Source organism: Gardnerella sp. DNF00747, from assembly GCF_049262675.1.
GTDB lineage: Bacteria > Actinomycetota > Actinomycetes > Actinomycetales > Bifidobacteriaceae > Bifidobacterium > Bifidobacterium swidsinskii.
Genome location: NZ_CP058394.1, coordinates 191,436 through 216,603, shown reverse-complemented (window position 1 = coordinate 216,603; position 25,168 = coordinate 191,436). Strand labels below are relative to the sequence as shown.

Sequence of the window (25,168 nt, the reverse complement as noted above, 5' to 3'; positions counted from 1 at the left end):
TGTACTCAAGGCATATACTTAGTCACTATTCAGAGGCTCAATCATCACTTTCTGTAGTTTCTTGCATAATTTCCTGCGTATTATCTTGCGCAGTTTCCTGCATAGTTTCTTGCGTAGGTTGCTCCGCAGTATACTCAGCAATCTCTTGCGTAGTATCCTCTAAATTATTTTCAACTAAGTCTTCAGAAGTTTTATCCACTTCACTAGTTTCCGCGGTTTCGCCAGCATCCGCAACTTCGCTAGTTTCATCCGCCTTAGAAGATACAGACTCTTCATCAGAATTCAAAAAATTGCTATACTGCGTTTCTTCTTCAGATTTATGAGCTGCGTCAGTAATTACAGACGCGGCAGCTATACGCGCTAACTTAGCTCTCACTTCCGCACTAGAACCCTGCTGCTTAACAGGCGCAGGCTGTTCCGTTGCGCTTCCGTGACCATACTTGTTTGTTTTAACAAAAGGATCTCCGCCCTTAAGCGCGTAAGGATCTGCATATTCCGAAGAAACAGTAGGCTCATCGTGCAAAATAAACCCACGTCCCTTGCACGTTGGACACTCTTCAGAGAACGCTTCAACTAAGCCTTGACCAACGCGTTTACGCGTCATTTGCACAAGACCAAGAGACGTAACTTCAGCAACTTGATGCTTCGTGCGATCCCTAGCCAAGCATTCCAAAAGCCTACGCAAAACTAAATCGCGGTTCGCTGGCATAACCATATCGACATAATCGATCATGACCATGCCACCAATATCGCGCAAACGAAGCTGGCGCGCAATCTCTTCAGAAGCCTCCAAATTACAACGAGTAACCGTTTCTTCCAAAGACTTACCACGCCCAATAAATCGTCCAGTATTCACATCGATCGTAGTCATTGCTTCCGTACGGTCAATCACGATAGAGCCACCAGCCGGCAAATAAACCTGACGCTCCATACCCTTACGAAGTTGACTATCAATCTGCCACTTATCGAAAACGTCCTTGCTTTCATGCTCAGCAGGATCCCAATATTCAACCTTGCTGCGCAAATCTGGAGCCATCATCTCAAGATATTCATCAATTCGCTGACGCACTCCCTCGCCTTCAACAATAAGCTTTTGGAAGTCATCGTTGAAAATATCGCGCACGACACGAATTGCCACATCAGGCTCACCCTGTAACAGCTTAGGGCGCTTTCCATGCAAGTATTCTTCGCGCTTAGCTTCAATGCGCTCCCACTGCTTAACAAGCGAATCTAAATCTTTTTCAATCGACTCCTCGCTTGCGCCGTCAGCAGCAGTACGAATAATAACGCCCATATCTTTTGGTGCAATCTTCGACACAATAGCACGCAAACGCGAGCGCTCTCGATCCGAAAGCTTGCGACTCACACCGGTCATGCCGCCAGATGGCACAAGCACTAAGAAACGCCCTGCAAGAGTTACTTGCGAAGTCAATCGAGCACCCTTATGCCCAATTGGATCCTTAGTAACCTGCACAAGCACAGGATCACCAGACTTAAACGCAAGCTCAATCCTACGAGGCTGACCTTCAAGACGAGCCATATCCCAATTAACTTCGCCTGCATAAAGCACGCCATTCCTGGCTTGACCAATATCTACGAATGCCGCTTCCATGCTTGGAAGCACGTTTTGAATGCGCCCAAGATAAATATTTCCAACAGTAGCAACTTCTTGAATATCAGAAACATAATGTTCTACAAGAATATTGTCTTCAATAACGGAAATTTGCGTGTGGCGATCGCGCTCACGAACAACCATTAATCGTTCAACATTTTCGCGACGAGCAAGGAAATCTTGCTCCATAAGAAGGTTCTGACGGCTACGCTCACGTCTATTATCTCTACGTCGTTGGCGCTTTGCCTCAAGTCGCGTAGAGCCTTCAATATCCGTAATTTCGTCTATATACTGCTGCTTGCGCGAGCGGCGAGAAGTTAAGTCATCCTCGTTCGCATTAGTGTAGTCGGATGACTCTTCCTGAGAAGACGCGGAATTTGCGTCATCGGAGGATTTAGAACGGCGGCGACGACGGCGACGCGTATAAAGAGTTTCTTCCTCATCTTGCTCACGAAGTTCTTCTGGATCTGGAATTAAATCGCGATCTTCTTGAGAAACTTCATCTATTCTTGCGCGTTTTGTGCGAGAATTCGCGTCATCGTCAATATCATTAGAAATATCGATGTCAAAATCGCGGCTTTCGTTGCGACTTTCGTTGCGATCAGCGCGAGAGCTACGACGGCGACGACGGCGACGCGTAATCATTATTTCATCGTCATCGTTGCCATTATTCGCATTATAATCGTCGTTTATACCTCTGTTATCGCCTTCGTCACTGCTATTGCGGCTATCTCTGTTATCTCTGATATTGCTACCATCTCTGCTGCCTACTGCACCATTTTCATTTCGAGCGTCATCATCATTAGAGATGTTATTCGACATATTGCGACGATTAGAACGCCTATTTGAAGCATTTTCCGCAGATAAAATATCGCTAATATCAAGAGTTTCATCGATGCGCGTATCAATGGGAGCATAAACAATATTGTCGTATGCAAGATCCTCTTCAATTTGCTCAACTTCAGCTGCAGCACGTCGCTCAACAGCATTCAATCTGCGAGAACGGCGAGAACGCTGGCTTTTGCGAGTTTTTTCATCGCGATCATCTTGCGAATCCTGAAAATTCTTAGCGTACCCAGAATCTTGAGAATACATAGAATGACTTGTTTCACGCGATGTTTCACGACTATTCCCTCTGCCACTATCACGCTTTATTTCGCTTGAATTCTCACGTCTTTCAGAACGTGACTTGCGTTCGCTACTATCACGGCTATCATGACTATCGCGACTATCACGGCTATCGCGGCTGTTGCGTCCACCGCGCCTTCCGCGAGAAATATCACGTAAATCATCACGCAAATCATCATTCAAGACATCACGCGAGTTGTCACGCAAGTCATCACGCGAACTGCTGCTTTCTTCACTACGATTGTTCACTACCTTAGGAAGAACTGGCTCCTGGAATAGGAGCGAAGTTATCGGGCGCGATTTAACAACATGCGGCTCAGAATCCTTCGTACTAGAATCCTCAACTTTTAGTTCCATTGCTTCTCCAGCCGCACCGGCACCACGAGTAACTCGTCGACCGCGACGGCGACGCGTAACGCCAGAGCTTTGCTGCAAAGTATCGCCGGCAGCTATATTACTTTCCGCAAAATCTGTAGATTGCATTATTCCGGACATTTCCGCAGAAGTAGCGGTTTTAGACACAGTTCTACTATTTTCAGCTTCAGATTCATTGAAGCGTTCTCTTATTATTCTGGGCACTATGCTCCTCACGAGACGCTGCATCGCCTCGCATCCCTGGCTTTAAGTTGAGCACGCACGTGCGCGAGCCACCCCAAAGCTCTTTACAAAGTCTAGCTGCGCGACAGCGGACGCCAGCCTCGGAAAACGCTCACGAGGGGATCGACGCCATCGATTGCCTGGCGGCTTGCAGTGCCACCGCTCTCTAGTATGCCATATTGCCGAGTCAAATATATGACTCGTTGAATATTAAAATTTGCATCGCTGTTTTAAGCCAATTAGCAGTTACTAAAAATTCCAATAATTTCAAACTCATCCATAACGCACATAAAAGTTGCGTATCTCTCCTATAGTTACAGCATAGGTTCGCACGCATGCAATTTGCGTGCAATTAACGAATTTTGGAGGCAAGAAATGGGCTTAATCAGCGCAATGCAAGGCTTTTGCGTAATTGGCATTGTTATTGCTGCAGGCTATGTTACTGCTCGCATGCGCGTTGGCGGTTCACAGGCTCAAATGGTCCTAAATCGCGTAAGTTTTTTCGTTTCCAGCCCTTGCTTAATGTTTGCAATACTTTCTAAAGAGCCTATTTTTGAGATTTTTCACTCTTCGATTTTTGTTGCATTCTTTTCTGCAATGATTGTTGGAGTTGCGTTCGTGCTGCTTAATCGCTTTTGCTTCCATCTTCCTGCAGCCGACTGCACTGTAGGTGCTCTCAATTCTCTTTATTTAAATTCCAACAATATTGGCTTGCCGGTTGCGACTTATATTTTGGGAAATCCTGCGCTTGTTGCTCCGATTTTAGTTATGCAACAGGCTGTATTTACTCCTGTTGGTTTGACGGTTCTCGACATTACAACTACTGGAAAATGTTCGCTTAAACGCATCGCTCAGCAGCCTTTAAAACAGCCACTTTTAATTGGTTCGCTTGGTGGAATTATTATTTCTGCAATTTCCGCAAAAGTTGGCTACTTCCCTGTTCCTAATTTTCTTTACGATCCAATTAAGATGATTGGCGATTCTGCAGTTCCAATGATTTTAATGGCTTTTGGAATGTCGCTTTACGGAAGCAAACCTTTACGAAAAGATTCCAATCGCGCTGCTATTGCCACTGTTGCTGTGCTAAAAAATCTTATTATGCCTGCAATTGCATTTTTGCTAGCTTATTTTGTTATGGGTTTTCGCGGGGCGACTTTGTATGCGTGCGTTGTGCTGGCGGCACTTCCAACCGGTCAAAACGTTTACAATTATGCTGCGCGCTACAACGTCGGCTTAAGTTTTGCGCGCGACGGCATACTGTTTTCTACTGTCACTAGCCCAATTTGCATAGCAGTAATCGCCGCTATTTTGGGGTGATTAATCCGCGCGCAATCGTAGAACTTTGCAATCACAACACTTTGTAATCATCTTGCTTTTTGAGCAAGAAGCAGTTTGCATGCTTCGCGCACAACATCCCCAATCTTCACACCCTGCTTATCCGCAGAAGCTTTTAGAGCATCAGCATCTTCAGCAGATATACGAAAAGTTATAGGCAACATAGCTTCTTTGTAAAGAGGCGGTCTGCCGAGCGGCTTTTTAATACGCAAATTACCAGCTTTACCGTGATATTTGCCTTTTTCAGCATCACTTTCCCATTTATCAAGCATTTCATCAGTGACATCAACGCCACCTTCACCACGAAAATTAGCCATAATCACTCCTACCTATCTTCTACCAAAAATTTGTCTAATTTCTTCTTGACTAAATCCCATTTCAGCAAGAAACCTTTTAGTTGCAGGCACTACATGAAAAATAATCCATTCCCCATCTTCGCCCTTATATGCAATAAGTTCCGTAATAACTCCGCGAGAATCCCAAGCAAGTGAAAGCATCTGACTAGGCTCATATTCACCTTGCCTGGGAAGCTCGAAGATTCTCATTGTCAATAAAAGCGGAAAGAGCTCATATTCACCTTGCCTGGGAAGCTCTCTACAAGATGAGTTCCACATATTTATTACTTCAGTTTCGCTGAACCAAGGTCGTTTTCGAATAACTCTAGGATGCACTAAAACCTTCATAAATATTATCTCCCAACTCTCAATACTTTCGTATACGAAATATTATCACATTGTGCCAGAGATTATCAAAATATGGCTAATCGAACTAATAAAAGCATGCAAAAAGCCTAATGCAAATTGGCAAAAGTTGGAAGTCTGCTCTCAGATTCCGCAAAACTAACTCATACTTGGAAGTCTACTTCCAAATTGAAGCTACCTTTGCGCAGCTATCTTTGCACAGCTAACGAGTCGAGGCAAGAGAATCAAGACACGCGCGGAAACTGTACTGCACACGTACCAGAAGACGAGGTAAATATCAGCATTAAGTGCAGAATTAAAAAGTGATTAAACTCAACTTTTTAACACGGAATCCAAACTCTTTATTCCAGAATTATTCAAATTCTCAAGGGATAAAATCTGCGCTCGCGCCAAATTTCTAAGTTCCACCATTCGATCTTCCTGTGGTAAACCCTTAGAAATCAAAACAGCATTATAGCTTTCCATATTCGCCAATACCAGAAGTTCATTAATACTCGCCTCGTCTCGAATGTTTCCTTTTGACTTAGGATTTGCGTCTCTCCATTGCTTAGCAGTCTTATTAAACAATGCAACATTTAACAAATCTGCTTCATTTGCATACTTATACATCAACTGCTCAGAAGTCAAATCCTTCAACAAATATTCTTTAATAGCATCCGTATGAATCTTGTAATTAATCTTCGAAATCTCACGGTTCAAATTCCAATTCAACGAAAGCCTGGAACCCTCATCAGATTTAAGTCTTTGATAATCTTTGATAATATATAGTTCAAATTCTGCTGAGATCCAAGCCGCAAACTTAAATGCTATATCTTTATGAGCGTAAGTTCCGCCATTCTTACCAGATTTGGAAACTATGCCAATAGCATTTGTTGATTCTACCCATCTTTTAGAAGATAAAGTAAAAGCATTAGAACCAGCCTCATTCTTAAAGGAGTCGAATTCGACCCCTTTAAAATTAGGATTGTTAATACTCTCCCACAATCCCAAGAACTCAATAGTATTCTTCACTCTCAGCCAGTTTTTAACAACATCTTTAGGCTCTTCTTTGTTTTTATATCTCGCAATATCGGTTAAACTAACGTAATCATTCCTAAAATCTTCCGTATAAACCTGAATTGTAAAGCCTTTTGCTGTAATAATATCTTTTTTAATATTTGATGCATTAGACATAATTGCCCCCTAATATTTACGCAAATTTACGCAATTAGTTGCTTTATTTGATTTGTTTACTTTATTTCTATGCGCTTAACACAAAACCCATGAATCACAAGCAAAATTACAAAATCAAGCACAAGCCACAAAACATCTAACAACTAGCAGAAAACTAGCATGCACCAGCGCATAAGTAGTATTTTATAAGATTTCATAGATTAAAAGCAACGCAAACACGTAGATAAAATAAAAAAGTTAAGTCCCAAAACAATACTCTAAATAAAATTTCGCAAGTTGGAAGTCTACTTCCAAATTGAAGCTATCTTTGCGCACTTACCTTTGCGCAACTAGCGAATCGAGGCAAGAGAATCGAGACGAGCGCGGAACGACGGCCAATCAGTGCGCATTGCCGTAAGCAGCTTCAGCTTAGGCACGTCGTCAATCGGCACCCACTTAATTTCCATACTCTCGTCGTCGTGCGCGCAAGGATCCACACTATGCCCCGGCTTTTCAAACGCAAAAACCGTTGTATAACACCAATTTCCATGATCTTCGCGGTAAGCTCCAACAACTTCAATATCTCCCGAAGTGATATTTGCTTCCTCGAAAGACTCACGCAACGCGCCCTCAATCGCGCTTTCTCCGTCGGAAATTGCGCCCCCAGGGATGCCCCAAGTGCCACCTTCAGCGCTCCAAAGAGCACGATGTTGCATCACAACGTGCGTCACGCGACCAGTTTCAGCATCTCGCCTAGCAAGCAGCACTCCAGCAGCTCCGTTATGACCCCAATGTCTGCGGCCACAATCGCAATGCACCCAGCCATCTCCCGGCTGATGCACATTTTCTTTAGGCACTTCCGTGGAAGTCGGATCATTCTTTTCGCCAGTTTCTTCCAAGCTTTCCTTATTCCACAAATCCGGCCAAGCGTATCCAAGCTCCGAAACCATTTGTCTCAGCAGCGGCAAGCTGATTCCAAGAACACCGTGAGGATCTCCATTAATGCTTTCAATAAAAGCTCCGCCAAAACCTTCTAGCGTAAAGGATCCTGCCACTTCCAGAGGCTCACCAGTTGCTACATACGCGCGAATTTCCGCGTCATTCATTTGCGCAAAAGTTACGCTTGCATGACTTGTTTTGCAAATAGTTTTGCCGGTTTTTGCGTCGATTAAGCAGTGACCAGTCCACAATTGTCCTGTTTTTCCACTCATCTGCTTGATTCTCTCAAATGCCACTTCAGGAGTATGCGGCTTTCCGTAGCACTCACCATCGAGTAAGAACATGGAATCGCAGCCAACAATCAGCACACCGCTACAATCATGAGAAGATTTACTCGTATATGCAAAATCGTGAATATCGAAAGTTTTTGTAGGAACAGTAACGCCTGAAAAATCGCGAGTTTGCGCCGTATCTACGTTATGCGTTACGTCTGATTGCGAATCGCTTGCTAAAGCATTACCAGCAGATTCAGAAGATTCAGATCCCGCAGGTTCAGCTTCCAGCGGATACCCCACAACTAAATCGCCACTAGCCGAAGCAGCCGCATCCGCCACACACTTCCACGCATGGTACACAGCTTGAGCTTTTGCACGAGCCAAAATAGAAACTCGCTGCTCAACGTTCAACTGCTCAACGCTCGTACCTCGCTCACTAGCGGCATCACGCAAAGCCGCCGGCTCATCCACTTCGCTTACGTGAATTACCGGAATCACGCCAGCGGCCGCCAAAACAGCCCTACGCGCTGGAGACTGTGAGGCCAAAATCAACGAAACTGTCATACCTTACTCTTCCTTTTTATCCTTCACACAGTCTATTTTCTGGTTACTGCAATACTGCCTGTAGCTGGCATTGTTCATTATGCATCTGAGCATCTCTCAAAATCAAAGACTGTAAATACTTGCTTTTATTTGGCATGCCATCTCTTTTAGCAGCGCGAGAAATATATTCACTCCAAGATTTAGGTACACGAAAACGCTCTTGAACACTGCTTTCGCGCCTTTCTTTTGAATTTGGTCTTCCTGGTCCAGATAAGGATGCAAATATTTCAGTTGCATCAGAATCTTCAGAAAGCAAAGTTTGCATAATTTTTGCAGCTTCTTCGCCAGAAAATTGCATTACAGGAGGATTATTTGGAACAGACACATTTTCATCAGCTAAATTCTCATACATATCCATTTCACTCACCTCATTTGCCCCATCTTTTCCAATATTTAAACCATTTATCAGTCAGATGCTCTACGTGAAACACCAAAAAATCTTTACCTTGAGGTCTTGCAAGCACTTCAATTAAATCATCCTTCCACGCACCTGGATGCCTTAAACATATGACTAGCGCAACGAATGTTCCGTTTGAACTAGGCGGATTTGACACATCATTAGGATTAACTAAAGCAAACCATATAGGTTCAGCCATAGCTTTTCGCATCTCTTCCTCATTTAGATGATCTTCATCAAAATGTTTGTATGCAGATTTGGGATCAAATCTAATAACCATTAACTAATTGTACCACAATTTATTGACTTGTTGCTTCATTACAACTTCACATAGGTTATTCGCGAGTTATTGCAACGCCAATAGAATCAACCTGCACATGCAAAACACGCCAGCCAGCCCGCGAAAGCCACGGCTCAGCAATTGAGTCGATTTTTTGAGCTGCACTCTTGTTGCACTCAGCGTCTCCTGCATAAAATACAGCAACGCACGATCCTGCTCCCGAAATCGCTGCAGCAAAACCATGCTCGCGCAACGTTTCCACTAGCTTCCATGAATCTTTCATAAGATTTGCACGATACGGTTGATGAAGAGCATCTTGAGTTGCTGCAAAAAGTAACGCATTTCTCGAAATATCAGATTTTACTGTGCCTAATTCATTTTCAGAATCGCTATTTAACTCACCAAAAGCAACCGGTAGCATTGCAACTCGCGACACGTTAAATATTGCGTCACCATACGGCACTTTTGCTGGAAGCGCGCGCCTAGCAAGCTCTGTAGAAAGCTCGAAATCAGGAACGAATACAGACACGGAAATATCTTGCGAAACTTTGTATCGTACAGTATGAAAACCGGTAGAAAGCGGAGCTTCGCAATCTCCAGCCACGCGCACAGAGCCTTTGCCTTCCCCAGCATCAAGCTTCCAGCTCATCGTCAAACCGCCAAAAACTGCAGGAGCAACATTGTCTGGATGACCTTCAATTGCGGCCGCGATTTCGAAAATTGCTTCGCGGTTAAGATCACCTTCGTGCGCAAAAGCCCAAGCAGCAGCAACTGCAGCAACAATCGCTTCTGCAGAAGAGCCCATACCGCGCGCTTGCGGAATCCGATTATGCGCTTCTAACGTAAATCGCAAGTTTGGCAGACCAAATATTTTACAAGCTTTGCGAAAAGTCGCTACAACTAGATGCGTTTCATCTTTTGGAAGCGTATCCTCGCCTTCGCCGTGAATAATTACGCGCACGTTTCCAGCATAATCGAGCGAATCAAGCGAATTTTTAGAATGATTATCATCCAGAGTAAAAACTAAAGAATCCGCATAATCAAGCGCAATACCGGCTGTATCAAAACCAGAACCAAGATTTGCGCTAGTCGCTGGCACGCGCACGGAAACACTGTTACACACTGGCTTCATACGATCACCTGCAGCTTCTCTACTTTATAACGCGCAAAACTAGCGGCTTTCCACACACAACATCCAACTTCTGCAAATCCTCACAAATAGCTTGAACTGCAGCTTCCGAACATTCGCGCACAAGCACGCGCACACTGCCAGGTCCACCAAGACCGCACTGTGGGCAATCCGAATCAGCTTCAGTTTGCGCATACTTAGCTTGGCACGCCGAAGCCAAACGCTCAGCCGCAACACCATGACCTGCAAAAACATCCATAACTTCGCCGCGCAAAGCCAAAGAAGTATCTTCCATATTGCAACGAATCACAAAATCTGCCCTAGTCTGCTCACTAGAAGCTGGCACATACTTGTTGTACATTGGCACGCCAAAACCGGAGCATCCGCGCACAAGATTTCGAGCCGCACTAACAACATCTCCAACAACAGCGCTTGCTGTTGGAGCGCCGCCGGCACCGCGTCCGTAGAACATTAAGTCGTCTGCAGCTTGAGCCTTAACAAATACAGCGTTAAAACTGCCGTGAACCGATGCCAAAGGATGTTCCGCACCAACAAGCGCAGGATACACACTAACGCTTACTCCTCCATACGAGTTTGGCTCGCCGTCGCCATCGTCGTCGCAGTGCCTCTCAACTGCCGCAAGAAGCTTAATCACGCGCTTTTCCGCGCTCGCTGCCGCAATATCTTCAGCCGTAATCGCGCTAATTCCCTCAACGGAAACATCGTCAATACTTACCGGCATTTGGAATGCAAGAGTTGCAAGAATAGCAGCCTTATTTGCAGCGTCGAATCCTTCAACATCTCCGGTTGGATCCGCTTCCGCGTAGCCTTTTTCTTGAGCTGCGCGCAAAGCCGAATCAAAATCAAGTCCTCGCACTGTCATTTCGTCAAGAATATAGTTTGTAGTGCCGTTTGCTATGCCAAAAATTTGCGTAATTTCGTCACCAATAAGAGACTCTCGAAGCGGACGAAGAATAGGAATCGCTCCTGCAACAGACGCTTCAAAGTACAAGTCAACTCCGTGACTTTCTGCACACTCGTATAATTCCGGACCGAACTTTGCAAGAAGTGCTTTGTTAGCTGTTACAACGGATTTTCCGTGGCTCAGCGCGCTTTTTACAAAGGTATGTGCCGGCTCAAGTCCGCCAATAAGCTCGACTATAATATCAATGTCTTCGCGAGTACATAAAGAGGCGGTGTCTGTAGTTAGCAAATCGCGCTTAATCCAAGGCACATTAACTTCCGCTGGGCGTAAGCACGCAACTGCTGCGAGCTCAATCTCAGCACCAGTTCGCTTCTTAAGCTCATTGAACTGTTCAACTATTAGTCGCGCTGTTTGAGACCCAACAGTTCCAGCCCCAAGTAGACCTACGCGAATAGTTTTAGTCGATTGATTGCTTTGCATAACTTTCGCCTCCTTCGTTGATTTATTTTATATTTTATTTTTATGCGATTATTTTTTATTCGCTTTTACGCAAATAACATTAGCAAATTAAGAAGTATTGAAATAATCAAAAACGCTATTACTCCAACAGTTCCGTACAATGCTTTGTTTCCAACTTTATTTGGAAGTTCTTGCGGAGCATCGAAGAATACGAGATACTTGCGGCGACGAACCAGCAAAACCACGCCTACTATAAGCATGGCAATCATAAACATCCCATAAATTCCAGCTAGAATAAAACCGGTTGGTAGGCTAGCTAATTCCTGACGCGACATCTTTTCTACGTCAACCATATTTCCGCTTGCATCAACCAGCTGCTTTTCCAGCCACAGGGCAATTATGCTTCCTTGGAAATTCACAATCATATGAAGGAATATGCTGTAGCTCAACTTGGACGTACGAATATAAATGTAGCCAAAAACAAGTCCAAGTCCAAATGCGTAGAAGAATTGGAAAATGTTCATATGGAAAAGCGCGAAAGCAAGTGCAGAAAATACAATAGCTCGCTTTTCTCCGTACGCGCGCAAACGAGAAAGCAGCTGTTTTCTAAAAAGCCATTCTTCCACAATTGGCGCAAGAATTACCACGAATATGAAGGTTTCCCACATATTTCCCGCTGCAATAGTGTCTGATACGCGATTTTCTGCTTTGCCACCGCTAAGAACTGTTGCTAGGAAAACGCCAACTATATTACCAATGTACATAATCGGTATGCACACAGCAAAGAATCCGCCAAATTGGCTAAATTTCATAGAGAATTGTCGGGTTTTTGCCGCAGGAACAGTGCGCATAATAAGCATTGCGATTGGCAAAGCGACTAAATACTGCGAAATATCCGACACAAGTAATGTGTTAAGAGAGTCGCTTAGCATGCTCTTAGGCACAAACTGTGAAGAAAGGACTCCAAGAACATAGGCAACAGCAATCCAAACTACGAGGAATACGCATAAAGACATGCCAATAGTTCCTTGACGTTTGCGCGCTAACAAATAAGTGTCGTCGCGCCATGAATTTTGCAAATCTTGCATACTTATTCCTTTTTATTGCTGCTTTTGCTGCTGATTTAATTGCTGCTTTTTGTTTCTGCTTTTGTTTCTGCTTTACAGTTGATTAAATTATTTCAAAACGCCTTCAATAAGCTTTGTGATTAAATCGCTGTAGCTTATTCCAGTTGCTTCCCAAGCTTTTGGATACATGGAGATTGGCGTAAATCCAGGCATCGTGTTGATTTCGTTAAGAATTACGCGATCATCTTTAGTTACAAAAGAATCTACGCGACTTAGTCCCCGCCCATCTGCCGCTTTGAACGCTGCAAGCGCCGTTTTGCGAACGCGCTCTAAAGTTTCCGCTGGCAAGTTTGCTGGAACTTCAACGTGCGAAGCTGCGGAATCCATGTATTTGCTGTCAAAATCGTAGAACTGGTCTTCACCAGCCTCGCGCTTGTCTAGCACAACTTCTCCAGGCCAGCTTGCTTTCGGTTCTTCGCCGTCGCGAGCTGCAAGAACCGCGCACTCAATTTCTCGAGCGTCAATTCCCTGCTCTACTAACACTCGCCAATCGTGCTCTGAAGCCTCAAAAATAGCTTCTGCTAAGGCTTTAGCATCGCGCGATTCAACTTTTGTAACTCCAAAGCTAGATCCTGCGCGGCTTGGCTTTACAAAAAGCGGATACTCGAGTTTTGCTGCTTCAACTTGAGCAAGAATTTCTTCTGCGTATGCATCAAAGCGATTTTCCGCGTCGCTTGCAAACTTGCGCGCATCAAGTGCAATTCCAGGAGCAACATCAATTCCGGCAGCTTTAAACAGTTGCTTTGCATAGTATTTATCCATGCACGCAGCCGAAGCCAACACTCCACAACCAACGTATGGAACTTGCATCATTTCTAGCAAGCCTTGCAAAGTGCCATCTTCACCGTTTGGACCGTGAAGAACTGGGAAAACTGCGTCAATATGACCCAAACTTGTAAGTGTACCGTCATTTTCGCGGGCTAAAAATCCGTCTGCGCCTTTGGCAGGGTCAAGCACAACATCGCGCGTTCCAGCGGTTTTTGTGATTACTGGCAACTCACCCTCTTCCATGTGGAAGTTACGAGGATCTTCACCACCAACAATCCATTCGCCTTGTTTTGTGATTGCGATCCGCACAATGTCAAAACGATTTTCGTCTACAGCACTGAGCACTCCAGCAGCGGATATGCAAGAAATCGAATGTTCGTCTGCCTTACCGCCATACAAGAACACTACACGCTTTTTCGTCATTTTTTTCCTTTATATATTTTGAATTATTCTAATTATTTTGGACTAGTTTTGATTATTTTCGCAAACGCTACTTACTCTTCGCAAACGTCGTCGTCGAAAAGCATTGCGAGCATTTCTTGGCAGGAGATTCCTTCTTCAAGCACGCGAGCCATTGCACTTGCGAGCGGAGTCGCAACGCCCAAACGCTTGCCCATTGCAACTACTGCGCTTGTAGTTGGCACGCCTTCTGCAACACCATTGCTCACAGCTGTTGCTTCTTCAACGCTCATGCCTTTACCAAGATTTGACCCAAAAGTGTAATTTCGGCTTAGAGGAGATCCACAAGTTGCAACTAAATCACCAAAGCCAGCAAGACCTGCAAAAGTGCGCGAATCTGCGCCTTCTGCAACGCCCAATGCCGTCAATTCTGCCAAACCGCGCGTTTCAATCATAGCCGCCGTGTTTTCACCGTATCCCGCGCCTCGAGCCATGCCAACTGCGAGCGCAACCACGTTTTTAAGCGATCCGCACATTTCTACACCGATTACGTCTGTTGACACAAATGCTTTAAAGTAGCTGTTTGAGCATGCTTTTGCAACTACTTCTGCCTGAGATTTTTCTGCGCAAGCAACTACTGCTGCAGCCGGGTGGCGAGATGCAACTTCCTTGCTCAAGTTTGGTCCGGAAAGTGCAGCAAAACGGTTACGCGGTAAGTTCAAAGCTTCGCACACAACTTCATCCATACGTTTGCCGGTTGTGCGCTCAATGCCTTTCATCAGCGAAACAACGATCGCATTTTGTGGAATCAAACCCACAAAACCTTCCAACGCAACGCGAGCAAACTGTGCCGCAATCGCCACGACTACAATATCCGCATTTGCAACAGCCTCTGCTCGGTCCCCAGTTGCAGTCATGTTTTCTGGAAGTTTTTCTACGCTAGGCAGACGCACGCCATTATGATGATGATCGCGAATTCCTTCAACAATTTCTGGCTCTATTGCCCACATTGTCACTTGATTTCCTGCATCCGCAAGTACTTGTCCAAACGCAGTTCCCCAAGCACCAGCACCCAACACCGTAATGTTCATGTTTTACGTCCTGCCTTTCGGTTGTGAGTTTTATAAGCTACTGTATAGCTATTTATTTGTAATCACACTATTACATAATTCTACACATGCCGCTTTACGGGATTTTTAAAAGATACTTTATTTTATTCTTCTGTATATTTTTTATTCTTCCGTAACGCGTTTCATCTGCCTGTAATCAAAGTATCCTGCAGGAGATTTTTCTCCACGAATTTCTTCCATAATCTGCGTCATACGCACACGCACGCGACGAGCCAACTCTTCAGCAGATTCAAGAGGAGGTAGCTCTCCCCAATTTTCACTCCCCTTTAGCAAGTCAGCATAATCAAGTTGAGTATCGTAGCACATTACAACATTTTTCTTTGGCCATGGCCACCAGTGGTTAATGCTTGCCGCGCCCCATGTAACCGCGCAAAATAGCGGAATCTGATGTCCGAGTCTGCGCGATGCTTCGAGAGCAATTATACCAATTCCGGGCTTCATGCTCATAGGCCATTTTTTAGGATCGCGCGTAACTGTTCCTTCAGGCCATACACTTAAAGGTCTGCCATTGGTGAGGATTTTAATAGATTCTTCTTCTATTTCTCGCGCTTTTCCGCTTCTGCGAGGAACCGGCTGCATGCCTACAAGCTGGAACCATTTGCCTAAGATTGGCCAGTGAGCGAGTTCCGCTTTTGCCATGTAGCGCGGACGACGACCTTGGTGGAATAGTGCAGTCATAGGTATGAAAACATCAAACATCGTCACGTGTGTGCAAGCGGTAATAAACACGCCTTCTTCTGGCACGTTTTCTAATCCCCACGCCTTTACTTTGCAACGCGAACGCAATACGCGCGACGTTCCTTCGAGCAACCTTTCTGCGGCTTTAGGATTTTGCGCGTCAATTTCTGCCTGGTTTGGCTTACGTTTTCCTGTTGGATAGTAATACGTTGGATCAACTAAATTGTGTTTACTTGCTAAAAGCTTTACTTGCTCATCACTGAGTGGTTTTACTGCACTTCTTGGCGAAGGTTTTCCTTTTGATACCATACGTCTATTGTGCCGCACGCTATAAACCTACGCTACGACCCACTTTTGCAATCAACCCATGTTTAGGAGAGCACGCCCAAGCGAGCACGAATAAAGCGGTTGCTACGAGCACAATTGTTCCGCCTGTTGCTGTATCAAAGCTCCACGAAATATACATTCCAACAATCGAAGAAACGCACCCAATAACAGGAGCTAAAATCATCATTCTTGGCAGCCTATCCGTAAGCAGTCGCGCAGTTGCAGCAGGAGTCACAAGCAGAGCAAGCACAAGCACGTTTCCAATAATTTGCACGGAAACAACTACAGCGATAGCCACTAACACGTACAACATTCCATCTAACCATGCAACTGGCAATCCCATTGCGCGCGAAGTTTCTCGATCCATCGATACGCACACAAGCTCTTTGTGGAACATGCATAATATAGCCAAAATAATCAAACCAGTAAAAGCAACAACAGCAATATCTGAATCAGGAATACCTGTAATCGAGCCAAACAAGAAGGATTCCAAAGAGCCGGCGTAGCCAGATGCTTTAGAAATAATCACAATTCCAAGAGCAAAAGCAGATACGAAAAATACGCCAATAAATGAGTCTTCGCGAAGCCTGCGATTTTGGCTAAAAATAGATACGATTAGCGCGGTTGCAACTCCTGCGAGCGCTCCTCCAAATAGCAGATTTCCTTGCAATACGAAGGCTATAGCAAGTCCTGGGAATACTGAGTGAGCTACAGCATCTCCAATAAACGCCATTCCTCTAAGTACTACGTAGCATCCAACTACACCGCAAATTACGCTAGAAAGGCACGCTACAATAAGCGCTTTTAGCAAAAACCAAAGGTCTGGATTTGTTAAATCTTGTATAAATTCTATTGGAGATAACATTACTCTTTCACCACACTTTCCTTACCAATTACGCGCTCAACTGCTTTAATAAGCGGATTTTGCGGAGCTACGTGGAAGGTTCGTACCCACTGTTTTGTTTGCAAATGTTGCGGCTCATCGTCACCCACAATAGTGCCATCAAATAGCATTATTCTCGAGCATGAGTTAATTGAACCAATAATATCGTGCGAGCTCATGAGAATTGCTTCACCAGAAGCAGACAATTTTAAGAACAAATCGGTAAGCAGCTCCTGAGTAGGCATATCAAGTCCAGTAAACGGTTCGTCTAGCAAAAGTAAACGCGGCTCTCCAGCCAATGCTCGCGCAACAAGAACGCGTTGCCGCTGACCTCCAGAAAGTTCACCAATCGTGCGATCTTGGAAATCAGCCATTCCTGTGCGTTCAAGCGAGTTTAATGCGATCTCGTAATCTTCTTTTTTAGCGCGACGAACGTAACCAATATGACGAATCCTACCCATCATCACTACATCTAAAACAGAAAGTGGGAAATCCCACGCAATATCGTGACGTTGAGGCACATACCCAACGTAAGATACGCGAGAATTAAGTTTTGCACCTTCCATATGAGGAGCACGCACTTCGAGTTTTCCAGTATGTGGAATCAAACCCATAATTGCACGAAATAGCGTCGTTTTACCAGCACCGTTTGCGCCAAGTAATCCCACGAATTCGCCACTATTAATGGTAAAAGAAACGTCTTTTACTACAGCGCGATTCCCGTACGAAATATTCAAATTGTGTGCGCAAATTACTGCATTTTCTTCCATATTTACTACCTTTAACACTTTCACTTCAAACATTTCGCTAAAGAATTCGCATTAGCTCGCATCATATCCGCGTAAGTTCGCACATTCACGTCGAAAGCGTCACCATAAATTGGGCAAACTTTCACATGCGCTTCAGACGCAAGCTCTTTAAGCACAGACGAGCGAGAAATTAAATTCGGCTCTAAAAACACTGCAGGGATTTCCAAGTCGCGCAAAATTTGCGAAAGTCTGCGCCTATCTTGCACGCTCGGCTCACTTGAAGGGTTGATTGTTACAAATCCTGCGATATTTACGCCATAAGCTTTACCTAAGTATGCAAAAGCGTCATGCGTTGTAACCAAGTTGCGACGCTCTTTTGGAATTGACGCCACTTTCTGCCTCATATACGTGTCTACATCTAACAGCTTGTTAATGTATCGGTCCGCATTTGCGCGATATTTGCGAGCATTTTTAGGGTCGACTTCGCACAAGCGGTCAGCTATTGTGCGCACATAAGCAATTCCGTTTTTCACTGACTGCCATAAATGCGGATCAATATCTCCGTGAACATGTTTTCCAAGAACAGCTTGTGGAAGTTGATAGATTTTCTGCCGCGCAAATCCAAGGAATCTATAGCCTTGTTCAGCTGGAATTTCTTTTAAAGCATTAGTCGGCACTTCTACTACTACATCTCGCGGCTCATAATACACGCGCTTTGGCGCAACCGACCGCTTTTCTTGCAAAGTGTCAACTCTGTACAAAAATCCGCGTTTAGCTAAATCGTAAGCCAAATCTGCATGGCCTTGATTCAAAACTACGCTAGCTCCACGCTTTTTCGCTAATTTCTGCGCGTTAATGCCGACAGCAAAACGCATAGTTGCGTTTCCTAAACTTGCAACTCTTTCGTTTTGAGCATTGAGCATATCTGCATGAAAGTCGAGAGTGTATTCTCCTGGCTTACTAAAAGCCCAACTTAAATGCGTGTGCGCGTCCGCAGGCAAATCTACATGATCTTCATCGTTAATTCCGTTTGCTGAATTAACGTAAGTTTCTACACTTCCAAAAGTGCCAGTAAGGTAAGCGAAAAGCGAACCAGGACCAGTTACTTTAGTTGCAGTTAAGCGGATCCTGTCCGAACGCTTCATGTTGTATGCTTTTGGCTTTATTACAGTAGCGCGTCCTTCTTTCGTTACAGTGGAAGGCGCGTTTGATTGCGAAGATTGAGAAACCTGAGAAGACTGCGACTTATCAGGTTTCTCTTGAGATTTTTGTTGCTCTTTAGCATCTTTAGCTTCCTCAACCGTCTGCGAAGTTTGGCGTTCTGTAGCAAGACCAAGCCAAATAGTGTCCAACGACACATCTTCGACCATTGGAATAATATCCGCCGCATGTTTCACGCTTTCTTCAGCAAGTTGCACATTTGGCACGCCTTTTCGCAAATTTGCGTCTAAAGCAGTAATAACACCATGCTCCTCAAGCATCATGTAATTACTAAAAGCCACATCCGCATACACAACGTCTCGAATTGAACGCAATCGTGGCTCGTAAGAGTGCGGATCTGCATTATCAGGTACGATTGAACTCACATTTGCAGCATTCCCTGCTACATTCGCCACCATATCACGCAAAACGCCTGTAGTTGTAACTACATTAATGCGACCATCGCGATGTCCTGCACGATTCCCGTTAACACTACCACAAGCAGAAAGCGGCAAAATAAGCGCGACGACTGCAATTGCACCAATCGAAGAAAACAAAGTTTGCTTTACTCTTCTGGGCCTATGAATCACCCTCACACACTCCTACTACTAATAGCGCAACAGCCAGTTGAAGTTAATAAGTCCGCGATTGTAGAGATACCAAATCCCTGCACCCAAAACGCCAAGCACAGCAATAATTCCACCAGCAAGAAGCGAATAAGCAAGTAAAGGATTTCGCTTAAATAATCCTGTTACACCTTTTGCTTCAGACTTCGCAACATCGTCATTATCGTTCAATTTCTGTCGGTACAAACTTTTAGCGAGCCTCTTGTTACTAATTTTTGAAACAAGACCTTTATGCTTTTTAGCTTTTCTTGGCAATTGTTTTCCAGAGTGTGAATTGTTCAATCCTAAACCACGACCACCAACAAAAGGATTTCCGCCACTACCATTATTGCCGCTAGGACGAAGCAACTTATTAGGTTCTGCTGGACTATAAGGTGCAGGAGGACCAACTTTTTTGCCTTGTGTATCTTTTTTCCCCTTGCTTGGCCCGCCGTCAGCATACCCCATTGGCGTTTCTTGTGGATCAACACCAACAGCAACATGAATATTGCGAGTTACTGTAGAATTTCCGTCAGAAGCTTGGAATTGCAATGTGTAATATCCCGGTTCGTCGAAATCCCAATTCGCATGAGCATGCGTATTCGCAGGTATCGTATAATCTGTTGCTCCTTGAGTGGAGAAAATCTCTTGATCTCCACCGCCCAAGCCGCCGAACATCCAAACGCGTACGTTTCCAGGACCTTCAACTCCTGTTAGGCTCAATTGAGTTGGCTTATGCGGATTCATAGACTGATTATTCCAACCCATCCATGGCACACCATCAATTTGAGTTTGAGGTATACGATACACGCCGTTAGTTTTGCCAGCATCACCAACTGCGAACACAACTGTATCTGTGTCTCTAAATACGTGACTTCCTGTCACATCTTCTTGCACAGCCATATCAACTTTATTTGAATCGCCAGTATATACAGCAATATCAACATGACCGTGGTCTATAACGAGTTTGTCACCCTTGATGTCTTTGAACTTTGTCGCAGCAGATTGCTGACTTTGAGAATCTTGCTTTCCGCTTTTCGCGTTATGTTCCCCATGAATAAGACCACCGTTATTACTCCCAAAAAGTCCTTGTTGTTGCATTTTTGCTCCAGACCATGGAGTCACATACACAGTGTTGTTGTTACCGTTAATGAAGAAAGATCCGTTACTTTGTTGCACATTAATGCTGTGATCCTCACCTTGAGAATCATCATTATCATCTGAATCTTCTTCGTCATCTTCACCATCTTCATCACCGTCATCACCGTCAAAAGATACGCCATCATAATCAGCAAAATCCCCAGCTGTTACATCATGATTAGTGACGTGGAATGTATAGACTTGCTCAGAACTTTGCTCCTCGTCACCAACGGTAGTAGTAGCCTTCATTTTTAACTTGTACACACCAGGACGGTTAAAAGACCAATACATGTGCGAATGCTTGCCACCAGTCTCAGTGATGTCAACATCTTTCGGCCATCCGTCAACAGAACCAAGCATTTTCTCATAATCGTCACCGCTGCGAGTGTACATAAAAACTTCGCCGTTGTGGGGTGCTTCGATACCAGTTAGCGACAATTTAACTGTTGGATTAACTTTTGTTGTAGAACCAGCTCCCTTATATAACGGTCTAGTATCTAAACCAGGCCATAATGCACCAGTATTTCCAGCTCCAGATTGATCAAAGAACCAGACTACACCTTCGCGAGTTGTTGCGTAGATTTCTTTTATTATCGGATCGTTCTCATCTTTGGAAAACTGCATGATATTTTTAGAACCGACTTCAAAAATAAGCCGATTCGTATCGTAACGAGTGCCATTATGATCTTCACTTTCAAACGCATCTCCCAAGGTTCCTAATACCATGCGCCTGCTTGCACTATCAAAGAAAGTTGCAAAAACATCAGCATGACCTTTATATGCGTGGCACATTGCAACTTTACTATCAGCCGCAGGTTGTGAAGCAGTTTTATCTAATCTAGCAGCAGTACACGCTGCAAAATTGGCTTTTTTTATGGCAGTAAAATCTTTAGAAGATTTCTTTCCGCTTACAACAGTTGCGTCACTGCCATTGTCAGCAAAAGCCGTGGGAGTTCCCATCATCATGCCACACAAGCACACGCCCACCAACAAAGCGCGAGATAATTTCTTTATACTATTACGAACCATTTTCGTCACACCATTATTTCCACTGAATGCCATCAGATTGCACATTGTCTGATTGAGAATATTGAGAATTATTAATTGGTGACATTACTGTCGTTTCTTGATCACGCACTAGATTTGGCAAGGTATTGTCACCATTTGCATTATTCACAGAATTTGCATTATTTGCATACTGTTGATTAGCTTGTGCAGAAACTTGCTTAGCAAGCGCAAGATTTCGTGCTTTCTTGCTTTTAACTACAGCTATTAGTACAAAAATCACAATAATTACGGCAATAATAGCCACGAAAATACCTACGATTTGAAGAACTAAAGCTGTATCGTCACTTTTTTCAGATACTTTGTGAGAATGCTTATGCTTGTTGTGAAGGAGTTCGTGATGATGATTAGCTTCATCTTTTTCGGATTCATCGTTATCTTCTTCATCTTGACCCTCTTCGTCGCCCTCGTTGCCACTTGCTCCAGCAGCACCCGCACCTAAAGCAGCATTAGGATCGGTATTATCTCCAACTGCAAAATTAAGAACACGCGTATCGCTTACTGCGCGTCCATTTTTAAGCTTTCCTGAAAAAGTAAGCTTCACATGATAAATTCCAGGCTTAGAAAACACCCAATTCACGTGAGTATGAGCGTTGGCTTCAATCCAGCTGTTTTGCGGATATCCTTTAGTACTATCCCAAAGTTGCTGTGGATTGTTGTTGCCATTTTCTAAGTAAACATGCAGTTTACCCGGGCCGCTTACTCCTTCAAGAGAAAGGTTTGCACCGCGATCGAGCTCGTTAAGCACGCCACCTTCCTGCGTATTCCAACCAAGCCACGGCACATCAGGATTTTGAGTTTGTGGAATTACGTAAAGCTTGGTTCCAGGCTTTTCGCCAATAAAACTGTAGGCAGCATCATCAGGCATAGGAATTATTGAATTGCCACCTAATTTAAATACCACATTTTCTGGGTCTCGCCACACTGGTTCGTCACCAGTATCATCACGAATCTTCAATTTCCATTTGCCGTCGATTAGCGTTGGTCCAAAATCAGCATGACCTGCTTGAATCATAACTGGCTGATTGCCTTCATTAGCATAAGCAGTTTCCTGCATTGGATTTGGTGCACATAAAGATGCAACCAAAGTTACTAAAGAAAATATGAGCGCAAGCAGCGCAGTAGAATATACATGCTTTCGTTTTACTTGCAATGTTTCATTTTGTTTGTAATTCATTATTTAAACTTTCTAGTAATAATACGAATACCATTTACAACAATTTCAATTTAGAACGTATCAATGCTCCGCATGCGCCAGTTATTGTGCATAAGCCGACGCTCGCACCTGAAGCTGCAACCGCAACCCACTTAGTCGAGGAACCATCACCTTTTGTATCATCTGAATCATCTTCATACGCTTCATCAGATTCTTCGTTGTATTGCCTTGCACCTTGCAAAGCATGACGTTCAGTATTCTTAACAAAATCAGAGTTATTGACAGAACTATTTTTAGACTTATTGCCAGAATTATTATCTGTTCTTACGAAATTACGAATAGTCTGTCCACTTTTCTTAGAGCTCTTGTTCTTAGTATGAGTTCCGCCAGAAGTTCGTCGCGATGAATTATGTAACGATGTTCCGCTTGAATTTTCTGTTCTTGTAAAAGAACTAGAAGCAGAACTAGCACCACTTTGCGTATTATTTTTAGAATTATTCTTACGATTAGTGCGGTTAGTCTTATTGCGATTCTTCTTTGTGCGCTTGAATTTTCTGTTGGATTTCTTAAAGAAATTAGATTCGAATTGGAATCCACCATTAGAACTAGATCCAAATAGTCCCGAATTTGCAGTGCCGCCGAATACACCTTTCAAAAAGTTCTTTCCACCAACAAAATGCTTAGTCTTATTTTTGCGCTTATTACGACGCTTCTCATGGTGCTTTTTCCCGTGAGAGTTCTCATCATCTTCAGAATCAGAACCACTTTGATCATCATCGCCATCATGGTTATGAGAGTGAGGAACACCTTTCATCTCAATAACATAATCGCAAAACTCATCAAACATTTTATTACGGTAAAGTTCACCGTTCTTTAAAACTAAGGAAGGACGAATCGTTGCACCTTGCATTGACGCATCAAGTTTTAGCTCCAACTTGCTGTTCACGGCACCAGGAATGCGCTTAAATTCGCTTTCTCCTTCCTTTTTTATCAACCAAACATAATCTTTGACTATGGAAGTTACTGGACTTGTCGGATCGTCAATTGGCGCACCGGTAACACCGTCGGTTGCAACATGAGGGTTAAGCAATACTGTTTTCGCGTGTAAAGTATCCCCTGGTTTGAAACGCTTATAAGGAGCAATTGCTTTTACTACAGGATGTCCGTCAGCACCGTGATCTTCAACGGCGATGGTTGCAGACGCAGTATCTTTGCCAACTTGCGTTTCACCTTCAGTTGCGTGAGCATACACTTTCATCTTGTTCATTGCAGGCTCAGCTGGAAGCTGCAATCTCTCAGCAAAAAGAGTGGTTCCATACGCGTCAGGACCTTCGTCAGCACGCACATATCTCCACTCAATACGAGCACCCTTTGGTTTGTTAACTACTTTTAAGTCTAAACCACCATAACCTTCGTATGAATGATAATGCGGATGAGGTCCGGAATCACGAATATTGCCGATGCGCATATCGCCGCCATCGTCTTTATCCGTGTCTTTATGATCTTTGGAAGCTTCGTGTGCTTCTTCATCATCGTCAGGATTAATAGAATCACCGCGACGGTGCAAATCAAGCGTTTCCGTAATGCCAGAAGCAGGTACTTCGCCTGAATATGTATCTTCTACTTCAAAAGTGTATTCTGCAGGTTCGGTTGTAATCTGCTTCTTAGTGTTCTTATTTGTAATAGTTGCTGCTACTTTTAGTTTGTAAACGCCAGGCTGCGTAAATCCCCAGTTTGCATGCACGTGGCCAGCAGTATGTTGGTGAATTACGCCAGGTAGCATAAATCGACTGCCATCAGTATCAGGTTCGTCGTCTAAATCGTTCTCTTCAAACGATAATTTCTTCGAATTTTTACCAGCACCATCGGTAGTCCAAAGCAGAATGCGCCCGTTCATTGGTCCAGTAACTTGCTGAATTGCAATATCTGCTGTTGCGTCATCTGCGTGAGGTGCGCCAACTAAAGTTGCAGCATAACCTGTGTCCCAACCCGGGAAGAGGGGGTTTCCTTTTTGATTTCCGGAACCATCGAGATAGTAGTATTCAGTAGCGAGCGCAGGAAGCTGCGATTTTGTAGTATACGTGTTTTTTGCTACACGCAAAGTAGTGTTTTCAGGCTTTAAGAAAGTGGCACCGTCTTTTTCGACGGCCATAATGAATTTACCGTTGTATTGAATTGGGTAAAATACGTCCGTATGGCCGTGACTTAGCACTTCCTTTTTTGTAGGATCGTATTTTTCGCCAGGATTACTATTTTCTAATGCAACTGCCGGTAAAGCTGCACTAAATCCTGATGCGAGCACGGCAATGGCAAGTATTGCAACACTTGCCATTGCAAAAGCACGTTTCACAATATCCCTAATGACCTGAGTCATAATTACTATTTCGCTCTCTACACTTCATCTTCTTA

The 25,168-nt window shown here is 44.0% G+C and carries 20 protein-coding genes; 1 reads left to right on the top strand and 19 read right to left on the bottom strand.

The features are described 5' to 3' along the window. Window positions 1–37 precede the first annotated feature (37 nt). Window positions 38–3,319, bottom strand: a complete 3,282-nt coding sequence (locus HXT32_RS00850) for an Rne/Rng family ribonuclease (protein WP_285089394.1) — start codon at window positions 3,317–3,319, stop codon at window positions 38–40. 393 nt (window positions 3,320–3,712) lie between these two features. Here HXT32_RS00850 and HXT32_RS00845 point away from each other — a divergent pair, with 393 nt between their 5' ends. Beyond that, a complete protein-coding gene (locus HXT32_RS00845) occupies window positions 3,713–4,654 on the top strand; it encodes an AEC family transporter (protein WP_012914484.1) in 942 nt (313 codons plus the stop codon). 47 nt (window positions 4,655–4,701) lie between these two features. Here HXT32_RS00845 and HXT32_RS00840 read toward each other — a convergent pair whose 3' ends face one another. The 18 genes from HXT32_RS00840 to HXT32_RS00755 form a co-directional block, all read right to left on the bottom strand. Continuing rightward, window positions 4,702–4,989: a hypothetical protein gene (locus tag HXT32_RS00840; RefSeq protein WP_004109139.1), complete on the bottom strand. Its 288-nt coding sequence runs from the start codon at window positions 4,987–4,989 to the stop codon at window positions 4,702–4,704. Window positions 4,990–5,001: 12 nt separating this feature from the next. Beyond that, window positions 5,002–5,355: a hypothetical protein gene (locus tag HXT32_RS00835; protein ID WP_064621514.1), complete on the bottom strand. Its 354-nt coding sequence runs from the start codon at window positions 5,353–5,355 to the stop codon at window positions 5,002–5,004. Window positions 5,356–5,685: 330 nt separating this feature from the next. Continuing rightward, the gene (locus HXT32_RS00830; RefSeq protein WP_004109131.1) at window positions 5,686–6,546 is read right to left on the bottom strand and encodes a KilA-N domain-containing protein; all 861 of its coding nucleotides are present in this window, start codon (window positions 6,544–6,546) and stop codon (window positions 5,686–5,688) included. 329 nt (window positions 6,547–6,875) lie between these two features. Then, complete coding sequence (locus HXT32_RS00825) at window positions 6,876–8,303, bottom strand: Maf family nucleotide pyrophosphatase (protein WP_064621515.1); 1,428 nt, start codon at window positions 8,301–8,303, stop codon at window positions 6,876–6,878. A gap of 43 nt (window positions 8,304–8,346) precedes the next feature. Next, window positions 8,347–8,700 carry a hypothetical protein gene (locus HXT32_RS00820; protein ID WP_064621518.1) on the bottom strand — a complete coding sequence of 118 codons (354 nt, stop codon included), beginning with the start codon at window positions 8,698–8,700 and terminating at the stop codon, window positions 8,347–8,349. A gap of 10 nt (window positions 8,701–8,710) precedes the next feature. Then, a complete protein-coding gene (locus HXT32_RS00815; protein ID WP_254597180.1) occupies window positions 8,711–8,950 on the bottom strand; it encodes a hypothetical protein in 240 nt (79 codons plus the stop codon). Between the two features lie 124 nt (window positions 8,951–9,074). After that, window positions 9,075–10,151, bottom strand: a complete 1,077-nt coding sequence (thrB, locus tag HXT32_RS00810; protein ID WP_064621517.1) for a homoserine kinase — start codon at window positions 10,149–10,151, stop codon at window positions 9,075–9,077. A 19-nt stretch (window positions 10,152–10,170) separates the two neighbouring features. After that, on the bottom strand, window positions 10,171–11,553 hold the full coding sequence (locus HXT32_RS00805; RefSeq protein ID WP_004109120.1) for a homoserine dehydrogenase: 1,383 nt from the start codon (window positions 11,551–11,553) through the stop codon (window positions 10,171–10,173). A 65-nt stretch (window positions 11,554–11,618) separates the two neighbouring features. Then, window positions 11,619–12,620, bottom strand: a complete 1,002-nt coding sequence (locus HXT32_RS00800; protein ID WP_064621650.1) for a CPBP family intramembrane glutamic endopeptidase — start codon at window positions 12,618–12,620, stop codon at window positions 11,619–11,621. A gap of 87 nt (window positions 12,621–12,707) precedes the next feature. After that, on the bottom strand, window positions 12,708–13,850 hold the full coding sequence (locus HXT32_RS00795; protein WP_064621651.1) for a D-alanine--D-alanine ligase family protein: 1,143 nt from the start codon (window positions 13,848–13,850) through the stop codon (window positions 12,708–12,710). A 71-nt stretch (window positions 13,851–13,921) separates the two neighbouring features. Continuing rightward, window positions 13,922–14,917 (bottom strand): NAD(P)H-dependent glycerol-3-phosphate dehydrogenase, encoded by a 996-nt coding sequence (locus HXT32_RS00790; RefSeq protein ID WP_422118981.1) that lies wholly within the window; start codon window positions 14,915–14,917, stop codon window positions 13,922–13,924. Between the two features lie 141 nt (window positions 14,918–15,058). Then, window positions 15,059–15,943 (bottom strand): lysophospholipid acyltransferase family protein, encoded by an 885-nt coding sequence (locus HXT32_RS00785; protein WP_116431517.1) that lies wholly within the window; start codon window positions 15,941–15,943, stop codon window positions 15,059–15,061. A 19-nt stretch (window positions 15,944–15,962) separates the two neighbouring features. Further along, window positions 15,963–16,826: an anchored repeat-type ABC transporter permease subunit gene (locus HXT32_RS00780; protein WP_102703271.1), complete on the bottom strand. Its 864-nt coding sequence runs from the start codon at window positions 16,824–16,826 to the stop codon at window positions 15,963–15,965. Next, window positions 16,826–17,614 (bottom strand): anchored repeat-type ABC transporter ATP-binding subunit, encoded by a 789-nt coding sequence (locus HXT32_RS00775; RefSeq protein ID WP_162863108.1) that lies wholly within the window; start codon window positions 17,612–17,614, stop codon window positions 16,826–16,828. The genes HXT32_RS00780 and HXT32_RS00775 overlap by 1 nt, the downstream gene beginning before the upstream one ends. Window positions 17,615–17,634: 20 nt before the next feature. After that, a complete protein-coding gene (locus tag HXT32_RS00770) occupies window positions 17,635–19,350 on the bottom strand; it encodes an anchored repeat ABC transporter, substrate-binding protein (RefSeq protein ID WP_422119067.1) in 1,716 nt (571 codons plus the stop codon). Window positions 19,351–19,401: 51 nt separating this feature from the next. Then, window positions 19,402–21,567 carry a choice-of-anchor M domain-containing protein gene (locus HXT32_RS00765; RefSeq protein ID WP_004109104.1) on the bottom strand — a complete coding sequence of 722 codons (2,166 nt, stop codon included), beginning with the start codon at window positions 21,565–21,567 and terminating at the stop codon, window positions 19,402–19,404. A gap of 13 nt (window positions 21,568–21,580) precedes the next feature. Beyond that, a complete protein-coding gene (locus HXT32_RS00760) occupies window positions 21,581–22,780 on the bottom strand; it encodes a choice-of-anchor M domain-containing protein (RefSeq protein WP_422118980.1) in 1,200 nt (399 codons plus the stop codon). Between the two features lie 34 nt (window positions 22,781–22,814). Next, window positions 22,815–25,133, bottom strand: coding sequence for a choice-of-anchor M domain-containing protein (locus HXT32_RS00755; protein WP_422118979.1), 2,319 nt, complete (start codon window positions 25,131–25,133; stop codon window positions 22,815–22,817). Window positions 25,134–25,168: the final 35 nt, after the last annotated feature.